Here is a 20,929-nt window from a genome sequence, read left to right on the forward strand (position 1 = left end):
GCAAAACCGCAGCAGACAAGAAACAGGGATTAAAAAAAATCATCTAAATAAATTTTTGAACTCTCCGTTTAATCGTCAGTTCCCATTTCCAGAATAAGATCCACAATATTTTCTTCAATTTTCAGCCGCTGGGCAATCTCCGGATTTTTCCAGCCGGCCTTTTTCAGCTTGATTACATTCGCCTTGAGAACAGGAGTTATATTCGAGCCGGAAACCGCAGGCCCCTTGGTTCCAACTTCCTTTACAGTAATATCATGGATAAGCTTCAGCTTGCTGTCGGCATCACTATAAAGCTTTTGCAGACGCGCCTCTGTATTCAGAAGTCCATCGCGGGAATTCTTGATTTTTTCAATGCGGGATTCGGCATCGTCAATAAGACTCTGTAGAGAAGTCAGCTTGTCCACGGCATCGTTGATTTTTCCGCTGTTCTTCATAATCTTTTCAATATGCCCCTGCATTGAACTAATTTCATCCGGCAGACTGTTGGCTTTCATGGAACACTCTTCCAGCCGCTTTTCAAGATTTGAAATATTTTCAAAAGAAGAATCAACTTCCTCCGCAATGCGATCGTAGGTTTCCCTCTTGTTTTCAATGCGATCCAGCTTTGCCTGCACATCTGAAATGCTGTCATGGAATTTTCCAACCCTGGCCTGCATATTGATGATATCATCGCTCATGGAAGTAAGCTCCCGAATTTTCTCATCCATTCCGTTGCTCAAATTCATAAGCGTATTGAATTTATATTCAATGCTGTCCAGGCGGGATTTGTCCGAGCTGTAGGAATTCAGCCGGGAATTAACATCATCACCGAATTTTTCAAGCCGCTGCGCCTGCGCATGAAGATCGTTGAGCTTGTCCTCAAAATTCTTCACAGAAGAAATTTTCTTGTTCAAGTCTTCTATTGAAACTTCAAGCTGCTTTTTAAGAATATCGGCCTTGTCAAAAACCGCTGTTTCAGTTTTGAATGCGCCGATGCTCTTGTTTATTTCATCAATCTGAAGCTGAATCGTGTTCGCTTCCTGTCCGATTTTATCAAAGGCATCACTGAAAACACGCTTGTATTCTTCAACCTGCTTGTCAAAACGCTTCTTAAGCTCCTTGGTCTGCGTGTCCGCATATTCTTCACGCTCCGCAATGGATTTGTTTACTTTTGCAATCATGTTCTCGTACTGCTCGTTAAAATCAGAAATCGCAGACTTGGATTTTTTGTCATAGTCAGCAAGAATACCAGCCGCCTTGCCAGCCGCAGAAGAAAAATCTTTCTGCAGATCATTTATTTTCTGCTCGTTTGTATCAGCCAAAACTATAAGCTGATCCTCAATCTTCTTGGCGGCATCCTCATATTTGCCTTTCAGATTGTTGTTCCATGCTGAAAATTCCTGCATAGCCGCATCGATTGTCGCAGACTGGGATTCCTGCTTTGAAAGAAGAATATCCCTGAAATTCTCAAACTTTGAATTCAAATCATTCTCGATTTTGTCAAGCTGCTCATTCATGCGCTCGTTGTAACCGTCGGTTTCAGTTTTCAGATACTGGTCAGCACTTTCTATTGTCTTTTTAATTTCACTTCTGTACTGCTCGATAAAATCATGAATTTTCTGATTCACCGTATTAATCTGCTCCTGAACAGTTGACTGGCCAGAAAGAAGAGCCGTCTGGAATTTCTTCTCCTGGTCGAGTGTCTTTTTCGTGAGATCAGAAATTCTTTTTGCAAGGGCATCATCGTAGTTCTTTTCAAGAGCAGCGCGTTTCATCTCGTATTCCGCTGTAAACTCTGAAAACTGATTGTCAAATTTATTTTTCCAGTCCGAAAGCTTGAGCGCAACATCATCCTGCCGCTTTGCAAGATCCGCGGAAAATGAATCTTCGAACACTTTGACTTTTGCACTGAGCTTGGCGGCAGAATCCTTTTTTATTTCATCAAGCGAAGTCTGAACTGAATCCAAATCATCCTTGAGTTTTTCATACTTTGAAACTATGGACTTTTCAAAATCCTCCTGGGTTTTCTGCGCACCCTCAGAGAATTTTTCAAAATCGCCGATTACTTTTTTCTGGCTTTGATCCATAAGTTTTCTCAATGAAGACTCAAGCTTGTCAACGTCCGCTCCAGCTGTGTTCAATTTCTTAAACCTATATTCCATTTCCTTCTTGTAGCCATCAAGCTGCTTGTCAAGAATTTCAAGATACTTTGTCTGACGGGCATCACATTCATCAGCAATATTTTTTGTGGAGGAAACAAGCGCGCTGTTCAGCTGGTTAATCTGCTCCTGCATGGAAGAAGTAAATTCCCTGAGCTTTTCAGAGTTGGCAGAATTTTCATTTTCAATGCGGTCGGCAATTTCTTTTGCGCTTCCTTCAATCTGCTCGTACCTGGAAAGAATTTCAGCAAGCGTTCCTTCGATATTTCCCTTTACAGTTTTTGACTGCTCATCAAGAGAGCCGAGCGTTGATTTTATATCCGAATGCATTTCGTCAACACGCTTTTGAACATCGGTTTTATACTTTTCAAGATTTGCGGAGCTCAAGGCACTGAATTTTTCGTAGGCGGCGTTTTCTTCTTGTTCAGTCTTTTCACGGATAGAATCAAATATTCCATTGCAACGCTTTTCAAGCTCCTCAGCCTGCCGCTCAACAGAATTCTGAAGCGAGTCCAAAGTGTCTGTATTAACCTTTACATCATTTTTGAGACTGTCGGTTATTTTCCTTACGTTGTCCTCTGTTTGCTCAATCAGCTCCTTTGCTTCTGCCGCGGCATTATCAGAAAGCGACTGGACTTCATTTATCCGCTGCTCAATCAGCTCCTGCAAAGTCTGTGTTTTAGCATCAAGCTCCTCTTTTAACGACTTTGTATTCTGCTCAATTTTCTGTGTATAATCTGAAGTTGTCGCCTTGTACTGCTCCATTGCGCCAAGAGTCTGGGTTTCCACATTGTTTTCAAGCTGCTCAAGTTTCTTTTCAATTTCCAGGGCGCGCTCTTTAATCTGACGGTCAAGGGCTTCGGCACGATCGGAAAGCTCCTTGCGCAAAGCATTAGTTCTTGCATCAATGTCCTGCGTGTAAGTGGAAGTTGTGGTCTTGTATTTTTCAACGGCCTGCTCAGTCTGAATCTTTACATCATCTGTAAGAGCAGAAAGTTTTCTGCGGATATCATCTTCAAGGCTGCTTGTGCGGTCTTTTATTTCTGATGAAATTGACAGAGTTTTATTGTCTATTTCTTCAAGTTTTTTCTTGAATATGCTTTCAATAGAACTGAATTTCTCGGTGGAGCTGCTGTTAAGAGTTGAAATTTTCTGGCGGATTTCATCTTCGATTTTTGTAATTGATTTTTCAAGCGAACCGCTTACAGCCCCTGTCTTCTGCTTTATTTTTTGATTCAGCTCATCAACTTTGCTGTCTAAATCCTTGTCAAACTCGTGCATTTTTTCCTTGAGTTTTGAATCGAGCCGCGAAGACTTGTCATTGAACAAAGCAATAAGGGCCTGAGATTTTTTCTTCATTTCAGACTCTGCATTTTCATTGTTTGCATCCAGATTTTCCTTCAGCTCTTTTGTTTTCTGCGAATAATTTTCCTCAAGCTCACGAATCTTATCATCAAAAATCTGAATGACATTGCTGCTCTTGTTGGAAAAATCAAGATCCATAGATGCCGCCTTATCATCATAGGATTTCAAAAGCGCCTTTGTTTTTTCTTCTATATTTGAAGATATATCCTCATAGTTTTTTTCCAGTGCGTTTTCAAGCTCAGAAGTTTTGGAGCGGTAGTTGTTTTCAAGGTCGGATGTAGTGCTTCTAAAAATCTCTTCAAGCCGGGACGTTTTTTCTTCAAGCAGGGAATCAAGAGTGGAAATTTCAGACTCAAGTTTTTCTGAAAAGCCCGCAACATTGGAGTCAAGTTCCAATGAGAATTTTTCAGATTCCTGCCTTACGTTTTCTGCAATCTCAGAAGTTTTTTCCTCAAGAGCCTGGGCCTGGCTGGTAACACTGTCAAGCAGAGATGAAAATTTTTCAGCAAGCTCTGTGTCCAAACTAGAAATTTTTTCAGAATATTCGCTCTGTATTTTTGCAGTTGAATTTTCAACCTCGGCAGAAAGGCTGTTCAGCTTGCCGCTTAGCTCACTTTCAAGGCTTTCTGTTTTTTCAGAAAACACACTGTTAAGGTCTTCAACTTTAGTTTCCAGCCGGGAATTAAAGCTGTCTATATTCTCCCTGAAAAAATCCTCGACACCCTGAACTTTACTGTTCCATTCCTCGGTCAAAACATTTGTACGGGCATCTATCATTTCTTTCAGATGATCTGTGCGCTCAGTGAATTTCTTTTCAAACGAAGCAGTCTGGTCATTCAATGAATCGCTGAATTTCTGTGTTTTTTCTTCAAGGTTATTTCTTATTTCCCCAATCTTGAAATCAATGGTTCCGTTGAGCTGCTCTGACTGCGCTTTCACTTCAGCAAGACACTGCTCCGTCTTTTCGTTGAATTTACGCATCAGCTCTTCAAACGATTCGTCCTCAAGCTGCTTTGCGTTTTCGATCGCCTTTGAATACGCCTGTTTTATGTCGTCCTCAATTTTCTTCATGATTGCGTCATTCTGCTTTATGGCCTTTTGAGTTGTTTCGTCAATCGCAGAAGCGCGCTTTTCATACTCTTTAAGCAAATCGGAGCCAATGGCCTTCAGCTGCTCGGAATTTGTTACAGAAAATTTCTTTTCAACCTCGGCAATCTTGCTGTTCATAGAGTCGATAATCTGATTCTGCCGTGAAAGCCGGGAATTAACCTTGTCCACAATGGCCGATTCCTTTCTTACAGAATCAAGGTTTTTTTCCACAGCCGCAGTCATTTCCATAAGGCTCTGAAGAATCTTGTCATAATCGTTGATTTTGTTTTTTATATTCTCAATATTCTGAATAGGATTTTCAAAATTTTTTGTAGTTGAGTTGCACTCATCAATCTGCATCTGCATTCTTTTTATTGCAGCCTTGACTTCAATATCCTTGGTTTCAAGGTCATTTTCAAGAATCTTTATAGAATTCTGCTGATCCTCAAAATACTTGTCGAATTCTTCCTGCCTCTGGTTTGCATAAGACCTGAGTTTTCTCATAGGATCATCATTTTTACTAAGCTGCCTGACAATAAAAGAAACAATCTCAGACAAAACCACTGCAATTATAATTAAAAAAACATTATTCACTTTTTATTTCCCGTCCGAATTTATTAAGAATCCTCTAAAGAAGGAAAATTTATTTGAGAGCCTCTAAAAAATCATTGAAAATGAATTCTAAAGGCCCGCTCTATTCTAGCACAATTTTTTTAAGCTGACGATAATTTTTAAACGAAATGTCAGCCTCAGGAAGCTTTATTCCAAAAATCCGCCTGAAACCTTTGAGAATATATGCGCTTTTCATTTTTGCATTGTTCGCGCCCAAAACATCATACTTTTTGCTGTTCCCGACATACAAAATCTTCTCCGGCGGCACTCCAAGTTTTCTGGAAAGAATTCCAAAGGGATACACAGAAGGCTTTAATGCGCCGGATTCCTCTGAGCCTATGCACACATCGCACAGATTCAGAATTCCCCATATATCGCCCTTTTGCGACGGCGGAAAATCAGAAAGAATTCCAATTTTCAGACCGGCATTTTTCATTGCCTCTATACATTCATAAGCATAGCTGTATGGCTTTATTTTTTTGAAGAATTTTTTCAGTCCCTCATAGCAGATATCGTTTATGATTTTTTTTGCCTGCGGTGTTGAAATCTTTGCCTCTTCCGCAAAAAGCCTTGCCTGGAATTCATAAAAATCCGACAAGGGCGCAGTCCTGTGAAGAATCCTGCGGATTTTATTATAGTGAAGATAAAATGAAAAATGTCTAATCACATACAGCGGCATAAGAATATAAAGCTTCCATGACGGATAAAGCGTCCCGTCAATATCAAATGCAACTGCTTCAATTCCCTCGAGCATACACTGTAATTATATAGAAATAATTATGTAATCTCAAGCGTATATTCAAAACAGACCGTTCCTTCTTCTCCGGGCGAAAAAAGCCATCCGTGAATCTGTTTTTTTATTTCCGCCTGAATCTGAAAAGGCAGAAGCGACGGGGGCACAATGGAAATTTTTTCCAGAGGCACAGTGCCGTCCGCAAGAACCCTGAACCGTATTAAAACCCTGCGCGTAGAATCAACAAGCCTTGCATGCTCCGAAGATATTTCTATAAAAGGCGTTTCGGGATGCAAAAGCTCCCTTTTTTTGCCGCCCGACATTTCAAGAAAAACACGTCCGCCGCTTTCCTTTTCCCCGGAAGAATCCGCGCCCCCGGAATTTACAAAAGCAGAATCCAAGGCGGAATTTTCCGCGCTGTTAAAATCCATGTCAGCTGAAATCGGCTCAGCTTCAAATGCGGAGCTGGAAGAAATTTCCGGCGCTTTTTTTTCTACGGAGCTTTTTGCGGGGGAATCTTTATGCGCTGTGTTTTTTTCCGGGATTTTTTCCGCTGCGGCTCTGGATAAAAAAATTGAAACGGCGGCTGGCTCTGTAAAATTTTTCTTCTCGCTGAATTTCAGCAAAGATAAAAAAAATAAAATTGCCACAAAAAAAACTGCGGTTGCGGCGGCGGCAAACAAAACTGCGCGCTTTTCAATGCATGTCATTTTTTTCAGCCGTCATTAAATTCACGCAGGAAAAACCGCCTTCACGGATGATGTCAAGAAGCTCAACAATTCTTCCGTTCCTTGCGTTTTTGTCCGCCGAAATAAAAACAGGAAATTCCGCGCGCAGAATTTTCCCCGTGTCAAATTCCAAAAGCAGAGCCAGAAGCTCGTCATCGGAAATGTTTTTTTCATTGAGCCACAAAGCCCCGTCTTCCTCCACGGAAATCACAAGGCCTTCAGATTTTACCAGCGCCGCCGACTCGCTTGAAGGAAGCGAAACATTCAAAGCGGAATATATATTGAAACTGGTGGAAACAAGAAAAAACAAAACAAGCTGAAAAATAACATCCAGCATCGCGGACAGGTCGACAGCCGGCCTTGTCCTGGATTTTAAAGAAACCCTCACGCCAAGCTCCGTGTTTTTTTTGTAAGCGCAAACAGCATAGATGTAACAGTCTGCTCCATGCAGATTATTCCTCGCCTTGAACATGAATTAAAGCAGGTGCTGAAAACAAGCGCGGGAATAGCAACCGCAAGGCCTGCGACAGTCGTTATCAGGGACTCGGAAATCGCCCCGGCAAGAAGCGCGGAGTTTCCCATTGCGCCAGAATCTCCGATAATGCCAAAAGCCCTTATATTCCCGGAAACCGTTCCAAGCAAACCGAGCAATGTTGAAATATTTGAAATTATTCCCAGCGCAGAAAGATTGCGCTCAAAATCCAGAACAGCCAAGTCCATCCGCACCTGGATAAATTCCTTCAAGTCCGGCTCTGAAAAATTTCTGTGCTCCAGCGCGCATTTTACAACCTTTGCGCAGGGAGTACCGGCAAAATCACAGGCGGAATTCGCACCTTCAAAATCGCCGCTCAATATCAAGTTTTCAATTACGGCATTGAATTTTCTGTCCCGCTTTTTCACTGAAAAAAAATAATAGAAACGTTCAAAAATAATAAACACAGCAATCAGCGCACAGGCGATTATCGGAACCATTATTATTCCGCCGCTTTTTAAAATAGCAAGCATTTTTCACCTCCCATAACGGCTGCCCGGAAAAAAGTTCAGCCTATTGAAAATAAATTTCCAGAAGGAGCTTTATTTTTTTTCATAAGGGAAAAAAGCTTCGGATGCCTTTACGCGCTCCAGATGAACATAGCAATTCCGGTATCTTTCTATGAAATTTGCAAGAGAAATTTCCCTGCCCTGCTCAAAAATAAAACAGCCGAATTTTCCATTGCTGTCAAAATACGGAAAGAAAACCGCACAGTCGTTAAAGACAAATTCATCAGGCTTCAGATACGAACCTTGCCTTACCGCGCCAAGATAAAACCACGAAGGCTCTGTAACCGCAAGAACATAAAGCACAGATTTTATTTTTTCAACTGAATATCCGGTGTTCCTGATATAACCGTTTGAAGAGGCAACTTTTGCGCCCAGGGATTCAGAGGCAAAATGATTCTGGTTTACATCAAGCCCGGCGGATTTAAAGTCAGCGTTTCTTCTTGAGCGGACAGAATATGCCTTTGAAGCAAGATTTCTGCACCAGTCAAGTGTAAAATACAAATTCCAGTCCTGCGACTTCACTCCGATTTTTCCAACTGAATCAAACTCGACAGTCGGCACTGTCAAATCAGGAATTTTTGTTCCCATGCCTGACACCGGCTCCACAATTCCGTCTATAATCCATTTTAAAAATCCCGCGCCGGACAGATACAATTTTTTTTCATCAGGCTTAATTTCAAATCCGGATGAATTTTTCAGAACATAGCTGCCGCCGGTCAAAATTGATTTCAGCTTTCCATCAAAATCATAGCAGGCATCTTCGGAAAAAATAATTGAATCCAGATTTTCCTTTATTATGCCGGCCATAATGAGAGAATCCCGGTAAAGTCCTTTTTCCACGGAAACTTTTTCCCACGGAAGCGTTTTCTGTGTCAGGTCGCGCACTTCCTGAAATCCGACTGTGTAAATACGCTCAAACGGAATTCCCAGAGGAACAGAGCGCGCGGCAAACGAACCGAATATGCTCATGTCAACCAAAGTCTTCTGTCCCTGCGGTCTGAAAACAAGAAAAACATCAGAATCGGGGCTGAAATGCCATTCCACACGCAGAGGCTTTCCGGATTTTTTGTCCCTGAAAAGAACCCAGCTGCCGGCGGCTCCCTGGGGGTACACTGCGGCACGGACAATTCTGTGGTTGTCTCCGTTTATCAAGTCCACGTCAAGCACTGAGCGGGGCGCAACAATAACTGCAAATTCAGTTTCAGTTTCTTCCATGCGGATCTGAAAAATTTCCCCGACTCTGTTTTTCCGTAAATCCTCGCTGTATCCCCTGACTTCTGAAATCGGCGCGGAAATCCAGGAATCAACAATAGTCCGCCTTATTTCAGCTGAATCAGGAATTAAAAATCTGTTGTAATCAGCGGACACAGACGAAAAAAACAAAAGCAACAGCGGAAAAAACAAGCACTTTTTTTTCAAAACAAGCTCCATTTATGCCATAGGAACGCCTCGGAAATTTCAATTTCCAAGGCAACTACTATTTTCCAAAAAAATTCGGTTTCAGACTACAGGCACATTTTCCATTTCAACAGGCTCGGGATCCACAAAAGCGCCCTCTGCCATCTGAATTTCAGGCTTTACAATGCTCTTGTCCGGCTGGTGAATCATTCCGTCAGCTTCCTCATCAGGATGATTTCCAACAGGGGCGTTGCTCAAAAGCAGCTTGAGCCTGTTAAGCTGGTTCACTTCGCTTGAGCCCGGGTCATAGTCAATCGCTGAAATATTAGACTCAGGATAGCGGCGGCGAAGCTCCTTTATCATGCCCTTGCCTGTAACATGGTTTGGAAGACAGGCGAACGGCTGAACACAGGCAATGCTTGGACAGCCCGAATTTATAAGCTCAACCATTTCCGCGGTAAGGAACCAGCCTTCTCCCGTGATATTGCCGAGCTGAACAATGTCATCAACGCCTTTCATCATATCATAGATTAAATTCGGCGGATCGAAGCGGTGGCTTTTCCTGAGGCATTTTTTCATGTAGCCGCGGAACAGCTCAACTGCCCAAACCATAAGGCGCGCATTTTTTTCAGTCTTCTTTCCAAAGGCAAGCTGTCTATGGCGGAAAATTCCAGTACTGAATGTATAGAACAAAAAGTCCGCCAGATCCGGCATGACACATTCCGCCCCTTCACGCTCAATAACGTTTACAATGTCATTGTTTGCCGTCGGATGGAATTTTACAAGAATTTCTCCAACAACTCCAACGCGCGGCTTTTTTACAGGAAGAAGCGGAAGCCGGTCAAAGTCACGGACAATTCCCCTGATAAGACTTCTGTATTTCAGAGCTGAAAGAGATTTCAGTCCAAGCTCGCACTTCATGTTCCATTTTTCATAAAGAGCATTTGCGTTGCCGGGAACAGCCTCGTACGGACGTGTTCTGTACAAAACACGCATCAAAAGGTCGCCGAGCATAATGGAGCGAACCAGGCGGATAAGCATTCCCGGTGTGTATTTCCATCCGGGGTTTTTTTCAAAGCCCTGGGTGCTCATTGAAATAACAGGAACACGGCTGAATCCGGCATCATTCAGAGCGCGCCTGATAAAGCCGATGTAATTTGTAGCACGGCATCCGCCGCCTGTCTGGGTAATAATCAGGCTTGTATTGTCCAGATCGAATTTTCCGCTTTGGAGGGCGGCGATAAACTGGCCTGCAACAAGAATTGACGGATAGCAGGCATCGTTGTTCACGTATTTCAGACCTGTTTCAACTGCCATCGGGTCAACGGCATCAAGCACAACAAAATTGTAGCCGGAATATTCCATGGCTTTCTGCAGAAGCCTGAAATGAATCGGGCTCATCTGCGGACCTATAATCGTGTGCTTCTTTTTCATTTCCTTGGTGAAAACCTGGCGTTTGTATGAAGCGGATTTTATAGAAAGCTTTACACGGTTTCTTTCGCGCGCCCGGACTGCTGCAATCAGAGAGCGGATTCTAATTCTCACAGCTCCAAGATTAGAGCCTTCGTCAATTTTTATGAGAGTATACATTCTGCTCTTTGACTTCATGATTTCGTCAACCTGATCAGAAGTAACAGCATCAAGACCACAGCCAAAAGAAGTAAGCTGAACAAGCTCCAGATTCGCCATCCCGCTCACAAACGCGCCTGCACGGTAAAGCCGGTTGTGGTACGTCCACTGGTCTATGATTCTAAGCGGCCGCTCAATGGAACCGAGGTGGGCAACAGAATCCTCCGTGAACACTGCCATTCCCAGGCTGTTTATCATCTCAGGAATTCCATGGTTTATCTCCGGGTCAAGGTGATAAGGCCGGCCTGCAAGCACAATTCCATTTGCACCGCGGCGGATTGTTTCTTCAAGAGCCTCTTCGCCTTTTTCCTGAATATCCTTTCTGAATTTTTCCTGCTCTGCCCAGGCCGCATCAACAGCTTCGTTTATTTTCTGGCGGCTGAGATTTTTAAAGTGCGGAGAAAGCTCTTCGTACAGGCGTTCCTTTAAGCGCGGCTTGTCATAAACCGGAAGGAAGGGATTCATAAAAAGAACAGAATCATCCTGGCGGAGCTGCTCAACATTATTTCTAAGAACCTCAGGATAGCTTGTGACTATCGGACAGTTGTAATGGTTTCCCGCGCCTGAATCCTCTTTTGTTTCATAGGGAATGCACGGATAGAATATAAATTTAACGTTCTGCTGAAGAAGGCTTTCTACATGGCCATGCGAAATTTTTCCAGGGTAGCAGACGCTTTCCGAAGGGATTGTTTCAAGTCCTTTTTCATACACTGCGCGGCTGGAACGGGGCGAAAGGCGCACACGGAATCCCAGCTTTGTAAAGAACGTAAACCACAGCGGATAATTTTCATATATATTAAGAACGCGCGGAATTCCCACATCGCCCATGGGAGCATTCTCCGGCTTGAGCGGAACATAATACCCGAACAGTCTGCGGTATTTCCATTCAAAAAGATTCGGCAGATTCTTTTCGTCCTGATTTTCAGAAACATTCTTGTTGCTCGCCTCGACTACTACAGCTTTTTCTTCAAGCTCTGCACCGCGCTCACAGCGGTTGCCGGTAATAAATTTTCTTACAGCGCGGACAGTTTCTCCCTGTGCGCCGGAAGTAGAAAATGTATTTATTGTAAGAAGACAGTTGTTGGAGCATTTTCCGCAACGGCGAAGCTCAAGGTCAACCTTGAACGACTCAAGCTGCTCCAAGGTGGCAATGCCGCTCTTTACGAATTTAGGAGTCTGATCCGGGTCATCCGGCTTTGGACGGCGCAAATCCTCCCACTGGTCCATTGCGATAAGAGCCGAGCCATAAGCACCCATAAGCCCCGCAACGTCAGGACGGTATACACTTACTCCTGCGATTTTTTCAAAGGCACGGAGAACGGCATCGTTAAAGAAAGTTCCGCCCTGTACAACCACCTTTTTGCCTATATCGCTCGCCTTGCGCAGTTTTATTACTTTAAAGAGCGCATTCTTGATGACAGAATAAGAAAGTCCGGCTGAAATATCGGCAACTTCCGCGCCCTCTTTTTGGGCCTGCTTTACACGGCTGTTCATAAAAACAGTACAGCGGGTTCCAAGGTCAACCGGCTTTTTTGCCATCAGCGCAATCTTTGAAAAATCCTGAACGCTCATTCCCATTGTGCGCGCAAAATTATCAAGGAAAGAACCGCATCCGGCAGAACAGGCTTCATTAAGCTGAATTGAAACAATCGCCCCGTCCTTCATTCTGAGGCATTTCATATCCTGGCCGCCGATATCCAAAAGGAATTCAACGCCCGGAACAAAAAAGTCAGCGGCGCGGTAGTGAGTTATAGTTTCAACTTCGCCTGCATCAACACCAAGAGCAGCCTGAAACAAAGCCTCTCCGTAGCCAGTGGAAACAGAGCGGGCAATATAGCATTTTTCAGGCAGAATTTTATAAAGACTTTTTAAAACCTTTACAGCCAGGTCAACAGGATTTCCTGCGTTCACATCATAAAAGCGCCATAAAATCCGGCCCTTGACATCAATAAGCACAGCCTTTGTGGTAGTGGAGCCTGCATCAAGTCCCAGGAAAACAGGGCCTTCCGCAGAATCCAGATCGCCGGTAATCGCTTTTTCCTCTGCATGCCGCCTGTTGAATTCGTCAAGCTCCTCCTGAGTTGTAAAAAGAGGCTCAAGCCGCTGAACTTCCTGCATTTCCGCGCCGACAAGATTTTTCAGGCTGTCACGAAATTCCTTGATTGTGGGGAAAGTTCCGCTGCCGCTGGCTGCACCCACACATTTCATTTCCCGCTCGGCCGAATATGCCGCACCAGAAGCTACAAAAAGCTGGCTGTTTTCTGGAACAATTATCTGGTCAGGCTCAAGCTTCAGTGTAATCACAAAGCGTTCTCTCAGCTGATCCAAAAAATGAAGCGGTCCGCCAAGAAAAGCGACATTTCCGCGGATAGGCTTTCCGCACGCAAGCCCCGAAATTGTCTGGCTCACAACAGCCTGAAAAATAGAAGCAGCAATATCTTCGCGCCTGGCACCCTCGTTAATCAGGGGCTGGACATCTGTCTTGGCAAAAACACCGCAACGTGCGGCAATCGGATAAATGGTGGTTGCTCCGCGCGCAAGGTCGTTCAAGCCGGAAGCATCGGTTTCAAGGAGAGCCGCCATCTGGTCTATAAAAGCTCCTGTTCCGCCTGCGCAGGTTCCGTTCATGCGCTGTTCAACTCCGCCTTTAAAATAAGTGATTTTAGCGTCCTCGCCGCCAAGCTCAATCACAACGTCCGTCTGGGGAATAATCTTGCGGACTGCGGTGGTAGCGGCAACAACTTCCTGAATAAACGGAATATTCAGCCACTGTGAAACAGAAAGACCGCCGGAACCAGTGACCTTTACACTGACAGTCTGATTTTCCCTGGCGGGAAGCAACTTTTCAAGAGAATCAAAAGCCTTGTTCACCACAGTGATAATTGTATTTCTAATATCAGCCCGGTGCCGCTCATAGGCCCCGTACAAAAGTTCATCATTTTCTCCGAGGGCAACAACCTTTACAGTAGTAGAACCAACATCGATTCCCATTCTAACAGGACGGACAACGGGAGATAATGAAGAAATATCACCTAAGCTATTATTTTCCATACAAAAAACACCTTTTCAGCTAAAAAATAAGAATTTACCCTATAGTTTATAGGATAATAAACAGAAATTCAATGAGAGCAACAGCAGAACAGAATAATCACATCAGGAACATCAGAAAGCGACTTAGGCATTGAACTTCTGGGCAGGGGTCACCATCCAGATAGCCTTCAGCTCAACAGAGCCGGTATTTTCCAGCACATGCGGCGACCCTGCATTGAAGGTAACACTGTCCCCTTCCTTGAGCGCAATTTCCTTGTTTCCATAGTGGAGAATTCCTTTCCCCTGAACAATCAGCCCCATTTCCTTTCCAAGATGACCGTAGCTTCCCCTGTGTGTCCGGCTTCCCGGAGGAATGGATATTGTGTAGCTTTCAAAGGAATTTTCTCCATTGCCGGAAAACGGATCTGAAAGCTCCTCGTAAACAACATCCTCCTCGTGGATTTTACGCCTGTCCTCGCAGCTGATTACAGAAACGGGGCGGCGGCGGCAGTACTCCTCAAAGAGAAATTCAAGGCTTATGTCCAGGGCATCCGCAATATCAAGCAGAGTATCTATCGCAGGGGAAACCTTATTGCGCTCAATCTGTGAAACAAGACTTTCGCTTACTTTTGCATGCGCAGCCACGGTCTTCAGTGTCATGTGCTTGCGCTCACGCACAGCCCGGAGTTTTTCTCCAAACTGATACTGCTTTTTATTTTCTTCTTCGCTCATTTTTTTTGCCCGAGTAATTTCACGGAAGCTCTGGTTAACTTAAAAAATCAGCCGGCGCTTCCATGCCGTTTTTCATATTTCGCTGAAATACTGAAACAGCAAGATATATTGGAAACCTCGAAAAACTTCAGTTTTCAAGGATAAAAACCTATTGTCAAATATTCCGTCCAGGCGGATTCACGACCTTGCAAAAGTGTCATTTTTCTGCTTTTCCTGGTTTTTTTCCATTATAAAGCGGATAAAATGGTCTTCCAGCGTATTTTTCGGGCCCTCGATATGAAGCCTCTGCCTGGCTCTGGCGTTGTCACGGCGCACAGTGTACAAAAGGTAAAAATCCCGGTAGTCAAGGTTGATGTCCGTCTTTACGCGCTCTCCAAGGTAGGAACTTACCTCATCGCGGCCAATCGACTTTACGCCCTGCTCCCTCAGAATTCCTTTCAGCCTCAGAATCTGCTCATAGGAAACACCGAAAAGAAATTCCTCCATTGCCTGGGCAACATCAGGCTCGCCGAGTTTTTCCCTTATAAATGCGCCCCACTGCTCATCCATCTGAAAAGTAACAGTCATAAGCTCGCTTGTTCCCATCATAGAGCCAAACGCAGGAGCCAGACGGCGGCGCGCAGACCACACCGACTGCAAAACAGGCGCAATGTCAGAAATTGTCTGATCGCTTCTGTGCTCCCAGAGAATTATCAGGGAATTCGCAAGCTCCCTTCTGAGGTCAATAGAAATTGACTTGTCCTTTATGAGGTTCATGTAAACATCTTCCGCCATGAGCGTGAACATCATGGAAACAGTTTCGTCGTAGTATTCCTTGGCTTCCTGCTCTGACATAAGGGCATAGTTTCTGGCAAGCTTGGACATCGAAAAAAACGTATGGATTTTTGTCACAAGAAAGCCCTTGCCCAGAATAGCCTTTGACGGCATGTGGAGCACAGTATCGCCTTCTTCCTGATAGGATATGATGCTTTCAACAAGAGCCATGGGAGTTCGTGTGGAAGTTGTTGTGTTCGCGCGCTCAAGCAGGGAAGGAAACCGGGCAATCGACTGCGCAAGACTTGTAACATCCCCCAGCCTTTCCTGAAGGCGCACAAGCCTGTCGGGGGCGTTTTTTTCAAGGGCAGCCTGAAGCTTTTCTATGAGCCGCTGCTGGTATTCTGTAAAAACAACAATTCCAGTCTGTATTATCTCATTTTTTGCGGCTTCGTTATTATCAAAAAAATATGAAATATCAACCTGGGAAAAATCTGAATTTTTAATTTTATCCGCACTCAAATCAAACACACCTTTTAAAAGAAAATCTGCTGCGGCAAAAAACATCACGGGAGCTTCCTGAAACACTGAAATTTTCAGAAGGCTCCCCTGCGGCTGACACTAAATAACCTTCATTCTGATTATTCACCGTCCCCTAAAAAAGAACGTCACGCTGCTCCATCTGAAAGCACAGCTGACCTTGCCGGGCACAATTACAAGGCTGTCCCGAAAAAGCATTTGTTTTCCGAGCTTCCTATAAAAAAAACACAGGCAGAACAAAAAGGAAACCCCGTTTCCGCCTGATTTTTACAATTATACCATACATTCTTCAATTTTCAACTTATAATCTGAAAAAAAATCACATTCGCCCATTTCCGCTTCAAATAAAAAAAATACATTCCGATAATAAAAGTATGAAAAAGCGTATTTTGTTTTCAATCCTGATTTTTGCAGGCGCCGCATTCTCACAGCAGGTGCGAGGAATTGTAGAGCTTCCTCAGATGCAGATTCTGGCAGAAGATATTTCAGCAAAGGAAAGGTTTTCGGCTTCCGGGGAAAGGGAAGGCATAGACCTTTTTATACGCAAAAAAGATTCTATAAATAGTGTCATGCTTGTTGAAACCACAAAAGATCCGAACGGAAAGGAACCAAACTACGCTTACCGGGCCGGTGAATGGAACAGTACCAACGGAGATGAAATCCGCTACCTTGACGGAAAGGAACTCCGCTCTGAATATGCAAAGTACAGCCTTATTTCCTCAACTGTGGAAGACCACCCGCAGCTTGGCAAGGCTTTTCACATATTCATTCCGAACAAGCTTTACTACGGCTATCCATGGTCGCGGAACGGCTCTGTGCAAATCGGAAAGGGAGTCTTTATAAATATCCGGACATTTGAAAAACCGTACGGGGACTACAGCGGAAAATACATGGACAACCCGTTTATGTTCGACATCGGAAAAGCCCCGGAAAAACCCAAAAAGCCTGAAATAATCGAAGAACTGCCGGAACCATTGCCCGCTCCGGAACAGGAAATTCTCATTGATGACTACAGTCCTGAAGCTGCGCAAAAATTCTCGGAGCTTTCAAGAGATGGCGGCGGATTGATGTATTATTCCAAGCCGGAAAATCTTGTGCAGGATCTTCTTGCTTCAGTGGAGCGAATCAGCCCAAAAACAAAAGTGGACATCGTGCTTGCAATCGACACAACAGGAAGCATGAAGGACGACATGGATATACTGCGCGAAAAATGGTTTCCTGAATTCATTGAGCAGACAAAAAAATTCGGGGATCTGCGGACAGGACTTTTGTTTTACCGCGACTACAACGACACCTACAACTACAAGGGACTCCCCGTGAAATTCATGGATTTCACAAGAGAACTGGACAAAATCAAAAAGCAGCTGGACTCTGTGATAATCCACGGAAACGAAGGCGGCGATATTCCAGAAGCTGTGCATGAAGCCCTGTTTGCTTCGATTCAGTTCTATGAATGGAGAAAGGATGCGCAAAGAAAAATCATTCTTCTTGGAGATGCCGAACCGCATCCAAAACCAAGAGGTCCGCGCAAATTAACGCAGGAAAAAATAATGCAGCTGGCAAATGAAAAGAAAATCATTCTTGACTGCATTATTGTTCCTGACGAAAAAACAAAAGCCGCAAAGTAGCATAACAAGCATAAAATCATAAGCGTTGAAATAACGAAAGGCTGCCCGTTTTTGGACAGCCCTTTTTTTATGCTGAAAAGAAAAATTCTAAAATTCAGTTTGCGGCGGCTCCCATAAACCAAAGGCTGAAAAAGTGGCATACTGTTCCTGCAAGACAGAAAAAGTGAAACACTGTATGCATCCATCTTATTGACTTGAGCGCATAAAAGACAAAGCCCACAGTATAAAAAATTCCTCCTGCAATAAGAAAAAACACGCTAGATTCAGGCAGAACCTGAACAAGCCTTTTCCATGCAAACACAATCGCCCATGCCATCGGAAGATAAGTTGCCGCTGAAAGCAAGCGGATTCTGCTCCCGAATATTGAATAGAAAGTGCATCCGGCGGCGGCAATTCCCCATTCAATTCCGAACAGCGTCCAGCCGAGCGTTCCACCTAGAGCCGCGATGCAGTACGGCGTATAGGTTCCTGCTATCAGAATGTAAATTGAGCAGTGGTCAAGAATACCGAACACTTTTTTTGCCGCGGCAGGAGTAAGGCTGTGGTAAAGCGTGGACATGGCATAAAGAATAATCATTGCCGCGCCGCATATCGACACTCCGACAACACCGGCGGCACAGCTTCCTTTTTCCGCAGAACGAACCACATTCACTATTAAAAGCGGAAGCGCCGCACACGAAAGCAGCGCACCGATTCCGTGGGAAATTGCGTTTCCTATTTCCTCCGCGGTTGTATACTGCTTTATTTTATACTGCGATGATATTTTGTTCATATTTCCTCCTAAAAAACTCCGGCATCAGCGGCAGCGCATGGAAGCGCCGAAATTTCGCATTGCACTGTCAGTGTCCAGTTAGACATTTTTAATATAAAAAGGTTGCAGTTTTTTGAATTAATTGCAAATTATTATCATATAAACTACAATAAGGCTTATGGCAAAGACTGTTGATGACAAAAAAATTATTTACACTATGGATAGGGTTTCCCGGGCTTACGGGACTAAAGTTGTTCTAAAAGACATAAGCATTTCATATTATTACGGCGCAAAAATCGGAGTTATCGGTGAAAACGGCGCAGGAAAATCCTCGCTGTTCAAGATTCTGGCCGGAGTGGACAATGATTTTACAGGCGAAACACATCTGCTTCCGGGATTCACAATGGGCTATCTGGAGCAGGAGCCTCAGCTTGAGCAGGGCAAGACTGTAAAGGAAATCGTAATGGAAGGTGTCAAGCCGATTACAGACCTGCTTGCTGAATTCGACAAGGTAAATGAAGCCTTCGGAGATCCCGACGCGGACTTTGACAAACTCTGCGCGCGCCAGGCTGAGCTTCAGGAAAAACTTGATGCCGCTGATGCATGGAATCTTGATTCAAATCTGGAGCTTGCAATGGATGCTCTGCGCTGTTCGCCGGCTGACCAGGTTGTTGATGTTCTTTCCGGAGGAGAAAGACGACGTGTTGCCCTGTGCCGCCTTCTTCTGCAGCAGCCTGACATTCTGCTTCTGGATGAACCGACAAACCACCTTGATGCGGAAACTGTCGCATGGCTTGAGCGGCATCTGCGCGACTACAAGGGAACAATTATCGCCATTACCCATGACCGCTATTTTCTTGACAATGTGGCCGGCTGGATTCTGGAAATGGACAGGGGCGAAGGCTATCCGTTCAAGGGAAACTACTCTGAATGGCTTGAGGCAAAGCAAAAGCGCCTTGAACTTGAAGAAAAGCAGGCTTCCGTGCGCCAGCGCGAAATGAAAGAAGAGCTTGAGTGGATTCATGCAGGCGCAAAAGGTAGACAGGCAAAGCACAAAGAGCATATCACAAAATACGAGCAGCTTCTTGCCGAAGAGCAGAAAAGAGTTCAGCTCAGGGACAACCAAATTTCAATACCGGCAGGCCCTCGGCTGGGAAGCCTTGTAATTGAAGCCCACAAGCTTACAAAGTCATTCGCCGACAAGCTTCTTTTTGAAAATCTGGATTTTGCAGTGCCGGCAGGAGCTGTTGTGGGAATTGTAGGACCAAACGGCGCAGGAAAAACAACTTTATTCAAAATGCTTTCAAAAGCCGCCACAGGAGAAGGAGAAGAATCCCCTGATTCAGGCGAAATAAAAATCGGCGACACAGTAAAGCTTGTGTACGTTGACCAGATGAGAAGCCGGCTGGATCCAAACAAGACAGTTCTTGAGCTTCTTTCAGACGGCTCGGATCTTATAAAGCTCGGCGCAGTTGACGAAAAAGGCCGTCCGATAAACGGCGCGCTGCGTGAAGTGAATGCCCATGCGTACTGCTCGTGGTTTAACTTCAACGGGGCTGAGCAGAATAAAAAAATCAGCGTGCTTTCGGGCGGAGAAAAAAACAGGCTCAACATGGGACTTATGTTCAAGGAAGCCGGAAACGTTCTGCTTTTAGACGAGCCGACAAATGACCTTGATATTTCCACAACGCGCTCGCTTGAGGAAGCCATAAACAGTTTTGCCGGCTGTGTTCTTGTCATAAGCCACGACCGCTATTTCCTTGACAGAATCTGCACCCACATTCTTGCGTTTGAGAACAACAGCGAAGTCAAGTGGTTTGAGGGCAACTGGAGCGAATATGTTGAATGGAAGAAAAACGTCCTTGGCATTGACGACGACCATCCGCAGAAAACTATGTACAGAAAGCTTACAAGGGCATAAACATGAAACTTCCTTCTTCTAAGCTTGATGTGCGCCTCATTGCGCTCGACCTGGACGACACGCTTCTGGACTCAAACCGGCAGATAAGCGACAAGAATGTGCAGGTTTTGCAGGAATGTGTGCGGCGCGGAATATATGTTGTGCTTTGCTCCGGCCGCGCTGAAGATGGAATACTTCCGTTTGTGCGCCGCCTTGACATTGCAGGAAGTGAATTCGGAAAATTTATTATCGCCATAAACGGATGCAGTGTCTTTGACATGCACGAGCGCAGACAGATTTTTACATGCAGCGTAAAACAGGATATTCTTTTGCAGGCTGATTCCGAGGCTGAAAAAATGGGGCTTAAAAGCGAAGTATATTCGCCCGACACAATTTTCTATGCCGAGGAAAATTCATGGACACGAATCGACGTTGACATGTGCGGACTCAAAGGCAAAACCGTGGAAAACTACAGGGATTTTCTGCGCCAGGGAAATTTCCCCAAGATGCTGATTCCAGGAGAGCCTGAAACACTTCAGATTCTGCAAAAAAAACTGAAGGAAAATTTCGGGGAATCTGCTGTTGTCTTTACAAGCAAGCCTTTCTTCCTTGAAATTCTTCCGCCCGGATGCGGCAAAGGTGAATCTATCCGCTGGCTGGCTGACCACATCGGAATTCCATACGGAACCACAATGGGATTCGGAGACAGCATGAACGACGAAAGCATGATTGAAAAATGCGGTTACGGCGTATGCATGAGCAACGGAATAGATTACATAAAAAATGCCGCTGACTTCATCACTCAGAAAAGCAATGACGAAAGCGGCGTTGGCGACTTCATAGAAAAATTTGTCCTCTAAGA

13 protein-coding genes are annotated in these 20,929 nt (G+C 44.5%); 3 read left to right on the plus strand and 10 right to left on the minus strand.

All coding sequences use genetic code 11. The annotated features are described in order from the left end of the window. Positions 1–68: 68 nt before the first annotated feature. The 9 genes from ACI4L0_RS02110 to ACI4L0_RS02150 all read right to left on the minus strand — a co-directional run bounded on the left by ACI4L0_RS02110 (position 69) and on the right by ACI4L0_RS02150 (position 15,815). Complete coding sequence (locus ACI4L0_RS02110) at positions 69–5,186, minus strand: SpiroCoCo family coiled-coil protein (RefSeq protein WP_439798513.1); 5,118 nt, start codon at positions 5,184–5,186, stop codon at positions 69–71. 100 nt (positions 5,187–5,286) lie between these two features. Then, on the minus strand, positions 5,287–5,958 hold the full coding sequence (locus ACI4L0_RS02115; RefSeq protein WP_439798514.1) for an HAD family hydrolase: 672 nt from the start codon (positions 5,956–5,958) through the stop codon (positions 5,287–5,289). 23 nt (positions 5,959–5,981) lie between these two features. Next, on the minus strand, positions 5,982–6,647 hold the full coding sequence (locus ACI4L0_RS02120; protein ID WP_439798515.1) for a hypothetical protein: 666 nt from the start codon (positions 6,645–6,647) through the stop codon (positions 5,982–5,984). After that, complete coding sequence (locus tag ACI4L0_RS02125; RefSeq protein WP_439798516.1) at positions 6,634–7,053, minus strand: ExbD/TolR family protein; 420 nt, start codon at positions 7,051–7,053, stop codon at positions 6,634–6,636. The genes ACI4L0_RS02120 and ACI4L0_RS02125 overlap by 14 nt, the downstream gene beginning before the upstream one ends. After that, positions 7,050–7,670, minus strand: a complete 621-nt coding sequence (locus tag ACI4L0_RS02130) for a MotA/TolQ/ExbB proton channel family protein (RefSeq protein ID WP_439798517.1) — start codon at positions 7,668–7,670, stop codon at positions 7,050–7,052. Before ACI4L0_RS02130 ends, ACI4L0_RS02125 begins: the two co-directional genes overlap by 4 nt. A 69-nt stretch (positions 7,671–7,739) precedes the next feature. Further along, positions 7,740–9,125 (minus strand): hypothetical protein, encoded by a 1,386-nt coding sequence (locus tag ACI4L0_RS02135; RefSeq protein ID WP_439798518.1) that lies wholly within the window; start codon positions 9,123–9,125, stop codon positions 7,740–7,742. A gap of 81 nt (positions 9,126–9,206) precedes the next feature. Next, a complete protein-coding gene (locus ACI4L0_RS02140; RefSeq protein ID WP_439798519.1) occupies positions 9,207–13,784 on the minus strand; it encodes an acyl-CoA dehydratase activase-related protein in 4,578 nt (1,525 codons plus the stop codon). A gap of 123 nt (positions 13,785–13,907) precedes the next feature. Continuing rightward, positions 13,908–14,495: a helix-turn-helix domain-containing protein gene (locus ACI4L0_RS02145; protein ID WP_439798520.1), complete on the minus strand. Its 588-nt coding sequence runs from the start codon at positions 14,493–14,495 to the stop codon at positions 13,908–13,910. Between the two features lie 177 nt (positions 14,496–14,672). Beyond that, entirely contained in the window at positions 14,673–15,815 is a 1,143-nt protein-coding gene (locus tag ACI4L0_RS02150; RefSeq protein WP_439798521.1) for a hypothetical protein, read from the minus strand. Positions 15,816–16,162: 347 nt separating this feature from the next. Here ACI4L0_RS02150 and ACI4L0_RS02155 point away from each other — a divergent pair, with 347 nt between their 5' ends. After that, on the plus strand, positions 16,163–17,416 hold the full coding sequence (locus tag ACI4L0_RS02155; protein ID WP_439798522.1) for a vWA domain-containing protein: 1,254 nt from the start codon (positions 16,163–16,165) through the stop codon (positions 17,414–17,416). A gap of 94 nt (positions 17,417–17,510) precedes the next feature. On the opposite strand, the gene trhA is transcribed toward ACI4L0_RS02155, so the two are convergent. Next, positions 17,511–18,188, minus strand: a complete 678-nt coding sequence (gene trhA, locus ACI4L0_RS02160) for a PAQR family membrane homeostasis protein TrhA (protein WP_439798523.1) — start codon at positions 18,186–18,188, stop codon at positions 17,511–17,513. A gap of 157 nt (positions 18,189–18,345) precedes the next feature. Between trhA and ettA the strand changes: the two genes are divergently transcribed. Continuing rightward, the gene (ettA, locus tag ACI4L0_RS02165; protein ID WP_439798524.1) at positions 18,346–20,088 is read left to right on the plus strand and encodes an energy-dependent translational throttle protein EttA; all 1,743 of its coding nucleotides are present in this window, start codon (positions 18,346–18,348) and stop codon (positions 20,086–20,088) included. A gap of 2 nt (positions 20,089–20,090) precedes the next feature. Further along, complete coding sequence (locus ACI4L0_RS02170; RefSeq protein WP_439798525.1) at positions 20,091–20,927, plus strand: Cof-type HAD-IIB family hydrolase; 837 nt, start codon at positions 20,091–20,093, stop codon at positions 20,925–20,927. Positions 20,928–20,929: the final 2 nt, after the last annotated feature.

This window comes from Treponema sp. (assembly GCF_051883275.1).
Taxonomy (GTDB): Bacteria; Spirochaetota; Spirochaetia; order Treponematales; family Treponemataceae; genus Treponema_D.

Excerpts from the sequence above, each read along its gene's own strand:
- ACI4L0_RS02120 (WP_439798515.1), bottom strand. The coding sequence starts at position 6,647 with ATGACATGCATTGAAAAGCGCGCAGTTTTGTTTGCCGCCGCCGCAACC.
- ACI4L0_RS02150 (WP_439798521.1), bottom strand. The coding sequence starts at position 15,815 with ATGTTTTTTGCCGCAGCAGATTTTCTTTTAAAAGGTGTGTTTGATTTG.
- ACI4L0_RS02170 (WP_439798525.1), top strand. The coding sequence starts at position 20,091 with ATGAAACTTCCTTCTTCTAAGCTTGATGTGCGCCTCATTGCGCTCGAC.
- ACI4L0_RS02155 (WP_439798522.1), top strand. The coding sequence starts at position 16,163 with ATGAAAAAGCGTATTTTGTTTTCAATCCTGATTTTTGCAGGCGCCGCA.
- ettA (WP_439798524.1), top strand. The coding sequence starts at position 18,346 with ATGGCAAAGACTGTTGATGACAAAAAAATTATTTACACTATGGATAGG.
- ACI4L0_RS02140 (WP_439798519.1), bottom strand. The coding sequence starts at position 13,784 with ATGGAAAATAATAGCTTAGGTGATATTTCTTCATTATCTCCCGTTGTC.
- trhA (WP_439798523.1), bottom strand. The coding sequence starts at position 18,188 with ATGAACAAAATATCATCGCAGTATAAAATAAAGCAGTATACAACCGCG.
- ACI4L0_RS02115 (WP_439798514.1), bottom strand. The coding sequence starts at position 5,958 with ATGCTCGAGGGAATTGAAGCAGTTGCATTTGATATTGACGGGACGCTT.
- ACI4L0_RS02130 (WP_439798517.1), bottom strand. The coding sequence starts at position 7,670 with ATGCTTGCTATTTTAAAAAGCGGCGGAATAATAATGGTTCCGATAATC.
- ACI4L0_RS02145 (WP_439798520.1), bottom strand. The coding sequence starts at position 14,495 with ATGAGCGAAGAAGAAAATAAAAAGCAGTATCAGTTTGGAGAAAAACTC.